At 73.1% G+C, this 9956-nt stretch carries 9 protein-coding genes; 3 read left to right on the top strand and 6 right to left on the bottom strand.

The features are described 5' to 3' along the window. Positions 1-13 precede the first annotated feature (13 nt). Both AB0I67_RS30315 and gndA read right to left on the bottom strand, forming a co-directional pair. Positions 14-1810, bottom strand: a complete 1797-nt coding sequence (locus AB0I67_RS30315; RefSeq protein WP_357930228.1) for a sialidase family protein — start codon at positions 1808-1810, stop codon at positions 14-16. A 77-nt stretch (positions 1811-1887) separates the two neighbouring features. Next, positions 1888-3312, bottom strand: a complete 1425-nt coding sequence (gene gndA / locus AB0I67_RS30310; protein ID WP_357930226.1) for an NADP-dependent phosphogluconate dehydrogenase — start codon at positions 3310-3312, stop codon at positions 1888-1890. 377 nt (positions 3313-3689) lie between these two features. Between gndA and AB0I67_RS30305 the strand changes: the two genes are divergently transcribed. Both AB0I67_RS30305 and AB0I67_RS30300 read left to right on the top strand, forming a co-directional pair. Further along, positions 3690-4421, top strand: a complete 732-nt coding sequence (locus AB0I67_RS30305; RefSeq protein WP_357930223.1) for a VIT1/CCC1 transporter family protein — start codon at positions 3690-3692, stop codon at positions 4419-4421. 160 nt (positions 4422-4581) lie between these two features. Beyond that, a complete protein-coding gene (locus AB0I67_RS30300; protein ID WP_357930220.1) occupies positions 4582-5718 on the top strand; it encodes a hypothetical protein in 1137 nt (378 codons plus the stop codon). Positions 5719-6045: 327 nt separating this feature from the next. Here the strand turns inward: AB0I67_RS30300 and AB0I67_RS30295 are convergent, their stop codons facing one another. Together AB0I67_RS30295 and AB0I67_RS30290 are read right to left on the bottom strand one after the other, a co-directional pair. After that, complete coding sequence (locus tag AB0I67_RS30295; RefSeq protein ID WP_357930217.1) at positions 6046-6417, bottom strand: VOC family protein; 372 nt, start codon at positions 6415-6417, stop codon at positions 6046-6048. A gap of 46 nt (positions 6418-6463) precedes the next feature. Next, positions 6464-6826, bottom strand: a complete 363-nt coding sequence (locus AB0I67_RS30290) for an MmcQ/YjbR family DNA-binding protein (RefSeq protein ID WP_357930215.1) — start codon at positions 6824-6826, stop codon at positions 6464-6466. 344 nt (positions 6827-7170) lie between these two features. On the opposite strand from AB0I67_RS30290, the gene AB0I67_RS30285 reads away from it, so the two are divergent. Further along, positions 7171-8208, top strand: a complete 1038-nt coding sequence (locus AB0I67_RS30285; RefSeq protein WP_357930212.1) for an NAD-dependent epimerase/dehydratase family protein — start codon at positions 7171-7173, stop codon at positions 8206-8208. 135 nt (positions 8209-8343) lie between these two features. On the opposite strand, the gene AB0I67_RS30280 is transcribed toward AB0I67_RS30285, so the two are convergent. Together AB0I67_RS30280 and AB0I67_RS30275 are read right to left on the bottom strand one after the other, a co-directional pair. After that, positions 8344-9525, bottom strand: a complete 1182-nt coding sequence (locus AB0I67_RS30280; protein ID WP_357930405.1) for a zinc-dependent alcohol dehydrogenase — start codon at positions 9523-9525, stop codon at positions 8344-8346. Continuing rightward, a complete protein-coding gene (locus AB0I67_RS30275; protein ID WP_357930209.1) occupies positions 9525-9941 on the bottom strand; it encodes a DUF6789 family protein in 417 nt (138 codons plus the stop codon). Before AB0I67_RS30275 ends, AB0I67_RS30280 begins: the two co-directional genes overlap by 1 nt. Positions 9942-9956 lie beyond the last annotated feature (15 nt).

Below are 9956 nucleotides of genomic sequence, written 5' to 3'. Positions count from 1 at the left end.
CCCGGGGCAGGGCTCAGGGCTGAGGGGAGCAGGGGGCCGTGACGATGCTCCAGGTGATCCGGCAGGCGGCGGAGGCGCTGGTCCAGTGGGCGGCGTGGGGGCGCTCGCCGCTGTCGCCGACCACCCAGGCGGCGCCGGTGGGCCGGCCGTCGCGGAGCAGGACGGCCGCACCGGCACTGTCCACGGCCACCCGCCAGACGGCCGGGCCGGCGATCGGCCCGGCGAGCACGCGGGTCCAGCCGGAGGAGCCTTTCACGATCGCCCAGACGCCGTCCGGCTGTACGGCGAGCATGAGGCGTTTCGCGCCGTTGGCCACCTTGACACCCAGGCACACCCCGCGGCCGGTCGCCGGGTCGAGCCGGGCGCCGCGTGTCACCTCGCCCCGGAACTCGACGCCGAAGTCGCAGCGCGCGATCGGCTGCGACACCGAGGCCGGGCCGCTGAGCCGTACCTCCTCGGTCCAGGCCGCGAGGACCTCCGCGGCCTCTGCGGGGCCGGTGCACCGCGGCGGCCCGGGGTTGGCCGGCAGGCGCAGCCGCGCCCCGGTTTCCGGCTGTACGGCGACGCCGTCCCGCACCACGAACCGCGCCGGGCCCTCGGCGGCGAGCAGGTGCCGGCCGGTGGACAGCTCGACGGGGCCGGCGCCCACGGTGAGCAGGAAGTGCCGGGGGAGCAGCTCCGGCCGGTGCAGGCCGGTGAAGACCCGGGTGACGTCGAGGCGGGCCAGCTTGATCGCGGTCTGGTTGTGCTCCCAGACCACCACGAACCGGCCGGGCGCCTCCTCGTCGGCGCTGGCGTAGACGTCCCAGCCGCGCGCCGCCCCGGTGGTCAGCCGGGGGCCGTCGGCGAACAGCCGCCCCGGGCTCCACGGCCGGCCGGGCTCCTTGACCTTGACGTGCAGCACCTCGCGGTGCCGGTCGGGCCGCTCGCCCTGGAACGGGCCGCCGAGAGTGTTGTAGACGGCGACGTAGCGACCGTCGGCGTCGCGGGTGAAAAAGCCCTTCACGTAGAAATTCGGCAGGTTGCGGTCGAGCGTCATCGGTGACCAGGTGGCTCCGCCGTCCGTGCTGGTCGCGGTGAGGGAGTAACAGGCGTGCCGGCGGTAGTGCGCGTCCTTCTCCGCCGGCGTGCTGCCGCCGGACAGGTCGAGGGTCCGGGCGACCATGAGCAGGGTGCCGGGATCGTCCTGGGAGACGACGACCTGTGGCTCTTCGACCCCCATGCCGCGCGGGGCGCGGGCCAGGCCGCCGCGCCGCCAGGTGCGCAGGTCCGCCGAGCGCAGCACGCCCGCGCCGCCCTGCTGCCAGTACGGCAGGAGCCAGTCCCCCCGGTGGCGCAGGGGGCGGGCCGCCAGGACGACGCCACGGCCGTTGGGCGGCACGTCGGTCTCGACGGGGAAGTCCGTCCAGGTGGCCCCCGCGTCAGTGCTGCGCTTGGCCACCAGCTCGACCGGGAACCCGTCGACGTTCCCGGCGGGGTCGCGGTCCCGGGCCACGGTGATGCGGCCCAGGAAGGCGTGCACGACGCCGGCGTCGTGCAGGAGGATCACGTAGTGGTAGCGGTGCTGGGCGCTCGCCTTCGCCAGGACGCCGACGGTCCAGGTGCGGCCGTCGTCGGACGAGCGGCCGACCAGGATCGAGCCCTGGTCGGCCGGGGCCGGGTCCACGGGGTCGGGGACGCCGGCCCGCCAGGCGACCACCAGCCTGCCGCCGCCCAGCACGGCCACGTCCGGGACCCGGTTGCCCTCGTGCGACAGCTCGCCGGTGGGGCGTTTCGCCACTTGCTCGTACACGGTGACCGCGTTGTCCACGGGGCCAGCGAAGGGCAGGCGGGCTCCGTGGGCAACCGGTTTCACCCGATGTTCACCGGGCTGACCTGAGCCGGGGCTCAGGCGGGGTACTCCCGGTGGTCGCCGGACCAGTCGGTGTGGAAGGCGCCCTCGCGGTCGACCCGCTGGTAGGTGTGCGCGCCGAAGTAGTCGCGCAGGCCCTGCACCAGCGCGGCCGGGAGGCGCTCGCGCCGGAGCGCGTCGTAGTAGGCCAGCGCGGAGGAGAAGCCGGGCACCGGCACGCCGATGGACACCGCGGTGGTGACCACCCGCCGCCACGCGTCCTGCGCGAGTGCCAGGGCGCCGGCGAAGTACGGCGCGGCCAGCAGGGTCGGCAGGTCGGGCTGGGCGTCGTAGGCCTCGCGGATCCGGTCGAGGAAGCGGGCCCGGATGATGCAGCCGCCTCGCCAGATCGTGGCCATGGCGCCCAGGTCGACGTCCCAGCCGTACTCCTTCGACGCCGCGGCCATCTGGTCGAAGCCCTGGGCGTAGGCGACGATCTTCGAGGCGTACAGCGCCTGCCGTACGTCCTCGATCAGCTCGCGCCCGGCCACGCCGGTCAGCTCCGGCCCCTCCAGCGGCCGGGCGGCGGCGCGCTGCTCGGGGTGGCCGGACAGCGCTCGGGCGAAGACCGCCTCGGCGATGCCGGTGACCGGGATGCCCAGGTCGAGGGCGCTCTGCACGGTCCAGCGGCCGGTGCCCTTCTGCTCGGCGCGGTCGAGTACGACGTCCACGAAGGGCTTGCCGGTCTCGGCGTCCACCTGGGCGAGCACCTCGCCGGTGATCTCGATCAGGTAGGACCCCAGATCGCCCTGGTTCCACTCGCGGAAGACGCCGGACAGCTCCTCGGGCGAGGCGCCCAGGGCCTGGCGCAGCAGGTCGTACGCCTCGGCGATGAGCTGCATGTCGGCATATTCGATGCCGTTGTGCACCATCTTCACGAAATGTCCGGCACCGTCCGGGCCGACGTACGTCGCACACGGCACGCCGTCCACCTTGGCCGAGATGTCCTCCAGGATCGGCCCGAGCGCCTTGTACGACTCGGGCGAGCCGCCCGGCATGATGCTCGGCCCGTTGAGCGCGCCCTCCTCGCCGCCCGAGATGCCCGCGCCGACGAAGTGGATGCCGCGATCGCGCAACGCCGCCTCGCGTCGCCGGGTGTCGGAGTACAGCGCGTTGCCGCCGTCGACGATCATGTCGCCGGGCTCCATCACCGCGGCGAGCTCCTCGATCACCGCGTCGGTGGGCGCGCCCGCCTTCACCATGATGATCGCCCGGCGGGGGCGGCTCAGCGACTCCACAAAGCTCCGCACATCCCGCGACGGCAGGAACGTGCCCTCAGACCCGTACTGCTCCACAAGGTGGTCGGTCCGGCTGTTGCTCCGGTTGTGCACCGCCACGGCGTACCCGTGCCGGGCCAGGTTGCGCGCCAGATTGCGCCCCATGGTCGCCAAACCCGTCACACCGATGTCCGCAAGGTCCATATCTGCTCCTACGCAAAGGACCGGGCCGCGGTTCGGCCCGGCGTCGGGGGCCCTTGGCATCCTGTCACGCGGTGTGCCGCTTCGGTGGCTCGCCGTGCCAGGGTGCCTGGATCGTCCCCTTCGGGAGCAACCGCGCGAGCCCCGCCGTACTTCCCGACCGGGAGCAACCATGCGCGTCCCGCCGTGTCTCTGGCCGAGAGCGACCCTGCGGCCCCTCGTGCTTCCGGGCTCATCGGGCTTCCCGGCCCATCGTGCTTCCCGACCCCTCGTGCTTCCCCGCCCTCGTGCTTCCCGTCCGATCGTGCTTCCGGCCCTCCGGGCGGGGTTTTACCGCGGCCGGGGCTTGTGGCGGGCCGGGGCCGGAAATCTCGCCCCCTGTGACCCAGCACCCAGACGACCAGCCGCCGCCGGGCGTCCCGATCGGCGACCTCGCCCGCCGCGCCGACCAGGTGCAGCAGGGCGGGGCACGGGCGGCGGTGCTGGGCGTCAACGACGGCCTGGTCAGCGTGCTGTGCCTGATCCTCGGCGTGGCCGGCGCCGGCTCCTCTCCCACGGCGGTACGGCTGGCCGGCCTGGCCGGGCTGCTGGCCGGGGCGGTGTCCATGGCCGCGGGGGAGTGGATCTCCGTCACCGCCCAGGTCGAGCTGTTCAAGGGGGTGCTGAAGGAACTGCGGGGCTTCGTCCGCTCGGCCCCGGACGCGCTCGCCTCGATGCTCGCCGCCTCGCTCCGCAAGGCCGGTTTCTCCGGCGAGACCGCGCAAGCCGCCGCCCGGGAGGCCGCCGCGACCGAGGAGAGCCTGTTCGCCGTCTCCGCGCGGCGGATCGTCGGCATCGACCCCGGCGAACTCGGCTCGCCCTGGACGGCGGCCATCTCGTCGTTCGCGCTGTTCACGGTCGGTGGTCTGGTGCCGGTGCTGCCCTGGTTCTTCGCCGGTGGCACCGGGGCGGTGATCGCCTCCATCGCCGGGACCGGGCTGGCCGGGCTGGGCGTGGGCGCCGTCGTGGCGCGGTCGAGCGGGCGGAACATCGTCTTCGGGGCGTTGCGGCAACTCCTCATCGTCCTGCTCGCCGCCGTCGTCACCTACTACGCCGGGACCCTGGTCGGCTGATCGCTCCGGGTGCCGATACTTCACGACTCCGCGCTGATTCGTCCCGGGGTGCCGATATTCCACAGCTCTGCGCTGATCCGTCCCCGGTGCCCATATTCCACACCTGTGAGCCGATCGTCCCGAGTGCTGATATTTCACAACTCTGATAGGAATGGCCGACATGCGCCGCTCGCCAGCCCTCCTCGGCCTTCCGCTGCTCGCCGCCGCCGTCCTCGCCAGTGGCAGCCCCGCTCACGCCGTGTCCGTGGCGCCGCCCCGGGTGCCGCCGGGGACGACCGCGGGCTACGTGGTCTTCGACCGGCAGAGCGGGAAGATCGTGGCCCACCGCAACGCCCGCCGCCAGTTCCGCTCCGCCTCGGTGATCAAGATCCTGCTTGCGGTCGACTTTCTGGAGCGGACGAAGAAGGTGAGCGCTGGTGACCTCGAACTCCTCAAGGTCATGCTCCGCTCCAGCGACGACGACGCCGCCTCGGCCTTCTGGAACCGCGGAGGCAAGGGGCAGATCGTGGTGCGGATGGCGCGCAAGCTCGGCCTGACCGAGACCACCCCGCCGCCCGCGGCCAAGCCCGGCTTCTGGGGGTACGTCTCCTTCAGTGCCCGGGATGTGGTGACCACCTACCGCTACCTCCTCGACACCGCCCGCCCCGACATCCGGCAGCTCGTCCTCGGCCACCTTCGTGCCGCCACCCCGTGCGGGACCGACGGCTTCGACCAGACCTTCGGCATCCCCTCCGCCGTCCCACGGCCTTGGGCGGTCAAGCAGGGGTGGTCGGGCTTCGGCACGGTGCCCCCGGTCAAGTGCAAGGCCACCCGAAGCACCACCCACTCCCTCACCCCCGCCACCCAACGCACCACCCCGCAGCCCCCTTCCACCAAGACCCAGCGCACCTCCCCGCAGCCCCAGCCCGCCACCGGCCAGCCCGCCACCACCCAGTCCCAGCCGCTGCCCGCCGCTCAGCCGGTGGCACCCGCCGTAGCGGCGGCCCACATCGTCGCCCCTCGGAAGGGCGGTGCCGGCCAGCTGACGCAGTGGACGGCCAGTGTCGGCGAGCTGACGGGGCGGACGGCCAGCGGCGGGGAGCTGGCGGGGCGGACGGCTAGCGGTGGCGAGTTGGCGGGGCGGACGGCCAGCGTGCCGGATCTCGGGCGGCCGGTGCTGCATACCACCGGCCTGGTGGGGCCGGGGGAGCGCTACATCCTGGTCCTGCTCACCGCCCACCCGGCGGGCGGCACCTGGACCGACTCGGTGAAGAGGATCAACCGCCTCACCGCCGCCCTCTACCGATCCCTCCTCTGACCCCGGCCTCCGCCCAACACCCAGGTACGGGCCTTTACCGGGTCGCCTAGGCCCTCCCTCGGCAGAAGCGCCGGCCGCCTGCGCCCAGCGCCGCCCGCAGATCCCCGGCTGGGCCAGGATGGGGCTCTAACCGCGGCTCCAACCGACCGCCCCGGTGGAGACGGCAGCCTCCAACTGGGGCGCGGGCGCGGGGTCGGATGGACGTGCTGGGGCCTGTCGCAGTGCGCGGTCGCACGGGAGCCCTCTAGCGGGAGCGCTCTAGAGGCAGCGCTCGAGCGGGAGCGCTCGAGCGGCAGCGCTCCAGGGGCAGCGCTCCAGCGGGAGCCTCTAGTGGGAGTCCTCGGTGGCTTCGGACCAGACGCCCAATTCGTTGCCGCTGGGGTCGGTGAAGTGGAAGCGGCGGCCGCCCGGGAACGGGTAGGGGCCGTTGACCACGGTGCCGCCGGCCTTGGTGACGGCCTCGACCGACCGGTCGAGGTCGGTGGAGAACAAGAGGACCAGCGGGCCGCCCTGCTTGACCGTCTCGTCGGCGCGCAGGCCGCCGACCTCCCCGGTCCCGTCGGCGGAACGGATGCCGGCATAGCCCGGGCCGTAGTCGTTGAACTCCCAGCCGAAGGCCTCGCCGTAGAAGCGCTTGTCGCGCTCCAGGTCGAGGCTGCCGAGCTCGATGTAGTCGATGGTGTGGTGCCGATGGCTCATATCGATGCAATCCTTCCCTCAGCGGACGCAGGCCCGCGGTCAACGGTCATGTCTGCGGCACCGGACGACCCTGGTCGTCGATCAGTACCCGGATCTTCTTGGGCACGCACATCCGCCACGCCTCGACGACCAGTTCGCGCATCTCCTGCTCGTCGAGGGCGCTCATCCGGGCGTGGACCCAGTGGAAGCGCATGTCGGACTCGCCGGGCAGCATGAACTTGTCCGGTTCGGCCGCCACCAGGGCCTCGCGCTCCTCCTTGGGGAAGCCGAAGCCCATGATGGTCTCGTCGCGGGAGAAGGCGACGTAGACGATGCTGCCCACGCGGAACTTGACCCGGTCGCGGATCAGGTGCTCGGAGGAGCGGGGCAGGGTGACGGCGAGACGCCGGACATCCTCGACGGTGACCATGGCGCGACTCTAGCGACGGCCACCGACAGTCCCGCACTCCACGAAAAACCGGTCCCGACGGCAGCCACGGACCCCCGGAAGGCGGCTCCCAGCGCGGGCACCGAACTCCCCGGAAGGCGGCTCCCAGCGGGTCGCGAGCTCCCCGAAGGCGGCTCTCACCGCGGGCCCCGAACTGGCCGACGGCGGCTCTCACCGTCGGCCGCGGACGCCCTGGAAGGCCGCCGCCGCCGGGGGTCCCCCACTCCCCAAAAGGGCGCTTCCACAGCAGGCCCGTACTCCGCCAAAAGACCGGTCACGCCGCAGCCGGTGGGAGTAGCGCGGGCCGGTGTGGGCAGGCGACAGGCATGAGAGTGGTGGTGGTCGGAGCGACCGGAAACGTCGGAACGAGCCTGGTCAAGGCCCTGGAGCGCGACCCGTCGGTGACGGAGGTGCTGGGCCTGGCCCGGCGGCTGCCGTCCTGGAACCCGGGCGGCAAGACCAAGTGGCGCCAGGCCGAGGTGGCCAGCTCGGACCTGGCCGAGATCTTCCAGGGCGCGGACGCGGTGGTCCACCTGGCGTGGCTGCTGCAGCCCACCCGCGACGCGGTGGTGACCTGGCGGGCGAACGCGCTGGGCAGCGCGCGCGTGATCGACGCCGTGGCCAAGGCGGGCGTGCCCACCCTGGTCGTCGCCTCCTCGGTGGGCGCGTACTCGCCGGGCCCGGAGGGCCGCGAGGTGGACGAGTCGTGGCCCACCCACGGCTGGCCCAACTCGGCCTACTCCCGGGAGAAGGCCTACGTCGAGCGGCTGCTGGACATCTTCGAGCGCGACCACCCGCAGGCCAGGGTGGTGCGGATGCGGCCGGGGTTCATCTTCAAGCGGGAGGCCGCCAGCCACCAGCGGCGGCTGTTCGCCGGGCCGTTCCTGCCGGGCGGGCTGGTGAAGGCGGTGCCGGTGTTGCCGGACATCCCGGGCCTGCGGGTCCAGGCCGTGCACGCCGACGACGTCGCCGAGGCCTACCGGCTGGCGCTCGGGAGTGACGTGCGCGGGGCGTTCAACCTGGCCGCCGATCCGGTGCTGACGCCGGCGGACCTGGCCGAGATCCTCGGGGCCAAGCTGGTGCCGCTCCCGGCGTGGGCGGCTCGGCAGGGTGTCGCGGCGGCCTGGCGGGCGCGGCTGGTGCCGGCGTCGCCGGGGATGTTCGAGATGTTGATGAACATCCCGGTCATGTCGATCACGCGGGCGCATGACGAGCTGGGGTGGCGGGCTCGCCGTAGCTCGATGGAGACGGTGGGCGAGCTGGTGGACGGGCTGGCGGGCGGCGCGGGCATGAACACCCCGCCGTTGGAGGCCCACCCGAGCCGCCTGAGCGAGCTCAGCACCGGCGTCGGCGCCCGCCCGTAGACCGGCACGACAAAACGGCCCCAAACGCACGGCCCCAAACGCACGGCCCCAACGCACGGCCCAAAACGCACGGCGGATGAGAGCAGGCGCACGAAAGAGGGCGGGCCCGGAAGCCCGCCCTCTTGTCAATGTCCGTCACGGTGTCAAGAGCACCTTGATGGCCCCGTCCTGCTTGCGCTGGAACATCGAGTACGCCTCAGGAGCCCGCGACAGCGGCAGCCGGTGCGTGGCCAGGTCCATGACGCCGAGCGGGTCCGACTCCTCCAGCACGAGCGGCATGAGCGCCGGGATCCACCGCCTGACCTGCGCCTGCCCCATCCGCAGCGTGATCCCCTTGTCGAACAGCCGCAACATCGGCATCGGGTCGGCCATCCCGGCGTAGACGCCGACGATCGAGATCGTCCCGCCCCGCCGTACCGCCTCGATGGCCTCCATCAGCGCGGCCAGCCGGTCGACGCCGGCGTTGCGCATGAGCGGGGCGGCCAGGGCGTCGGGCAGCAGGCCGGTGACGGCCTGCCCGAGCTTGGCGACGGGCGAGCCGTGCGCCTCCATGCCGACCGCGTCGATCACGGAGTCGGTGCCGCGCCCGCCGGTGAGGTCGCGCACCCGGTCGGCGACCGAGCCCTCGCGGGCGTCGATGACCTCGGCGCCGTAGCGGCGGGCCAGCGCGAGCCGCTCGGGCACCCCGTCGGTGGCGATGACGCGGTGGCCGAGGTGGCGGGCGATGCGCACGCTCATCTGGCCGATCGGGCCGAGCCCGAAGACGGTGACGCTGCCGCCCTCGGCGGGCAGGTCGGCGTACTGCACGGCCTGCCAGGCGGTGGGCAGCACGTCGGACAGGTACACGAAGCGCTCGTCCGGCCCTTCGGCGGGCAGCGGGACCGGCCCGAACTGGGCCTGCGGGACGCGCACGTACTCGGCCTGGCCGCCGGGCACCTGCCCGTACAGCCGGGTGTAGCCGAACAGCGCGGCGCCCGAGCCGTGCTCCTTGACCTGCGTGGTCTCGCACTGGGTGTAGAGCTCGCGCTGGCACATGAAGCAGTGCCCGCAGGAGATGACGAACGGCACGACCACGCGGTCACCGGGCTTGATGTGGCCGACGTCGGAGCCGACCTCCTCGACGATGCCCATCGCCTCGTGCCCGAGGATGTCGCCCTCGCCCAGGAACGGGCCGAGCAGCTCGTACAGGTGCAGGTCGGAGCCGCAGATCGCGGTCGTCGTGACCTTGACGATGGCGTCGGTGGGCTCCTTGATCTGCGGGTCGGGGACCTCCTCGACCCGCACGTCGCGCTTGCCGTGCCAGGTGAGCGCCTTCATCATGTCGCCTTTCGCAGGGACCGGGCCAGCGTCACCCCGTAGACGAGGTGGCCGGCGATCATGACCGCCTGGCGGCCGGGCCGGTCGCGGTGGGCCGGTGGCATCGCGCCGATGGCGGGCAGCCAGCCCTGGTAGGAGGCGGCCCAGATGCCCAGGCCGTAGGCGGCGCCGAGCCAGCCGGGCACGCTGCGGCCGCGGCTGAGCAGGCTCAGGAGCGCCCCGGCGCCCGCGCCGAAGCCGAAATGGCCCGCGATCGCGGCGGCGTCGCTGGCCTTGCCGCCCCGGACGCGGCGGACGATCCGTTTCGGCGGCTGTTCTCCCATCAGGCCCAGCCGGTCTCCGGCGAGCATGACCGTGCTCATCGCGGTGGTGGCCATGCTGCCGGCGGCGGCGCCTCGGAGCAGGTTCCTCATCATCTGCTCGCCCCTTCC

Origin of the sequence: Nonomuraea sp. NPDC050310 (assembly GCF_040655795.1) — a bacterium.
Lineage (GTDB): Bacteria > Actinomycetota > Actinomycetes > Streptosporangiales > Streptosporangiaceae > Nonomuraea.
Note: the sequence above shows the minus strand (reverse complement) of the source record. Positions and strands in the feature narration are given on the sequence as shown.

Bases quoted from the DNA above. Each gene is read 5' to 3' on its own strand.
- gndA (WP_357930226.1), bottom strand. From the start codon at position 3,312: ATGGACCTTGCGGACATCGGTGTGACGGGTTTGGCGACCATGGGGCGC.
- AB0I67_RS30300 (WP_357930220.1), top strand. From the start codon at position 4,582: ATGCGCCGCTCGCCAGCCCTCCTCGGCCTTCCGCTGCTCGCCGCCGCC.
- AB0I67_RS30295 (WP_357930217.1), bottom strand. From the start codon at position 6,417: ATGAGCCATCGGCACCACACCATCGACTACATCGAGCTCGGCAGCCTC.
- AB0I67_RS30290 (WP_357930215.1), bottom strand. From the start codon at position 6,826: ATGGTCACCGTCGAGGATGTCCGGCGTCTCGCCGTCACCCTGCCCCGC.
- AB0I67_RS30285 (WP_357930212.1), top strand. From the start codon at position 7,171: ATGAGAGTGGTGGTGGTCGGAGCGACCGGAAACGTCGGAACGAGCCTG.
- AB0I67_RS30280 (WP_357930405.1), bottom strand. From the start codon at position 9,525: ATGAAGGCGCTCACCTGGCACGGCAAGCGCGACGTGCGGGTCGAGGAG.
- AB0I67_RS30275 (WP_357930209.1), bottom strand. From the start codon at position 9,941: ATGATGAGGAACCTGCTCCGAGGCGCCGCCGCCGGCAGCATGGCCACC.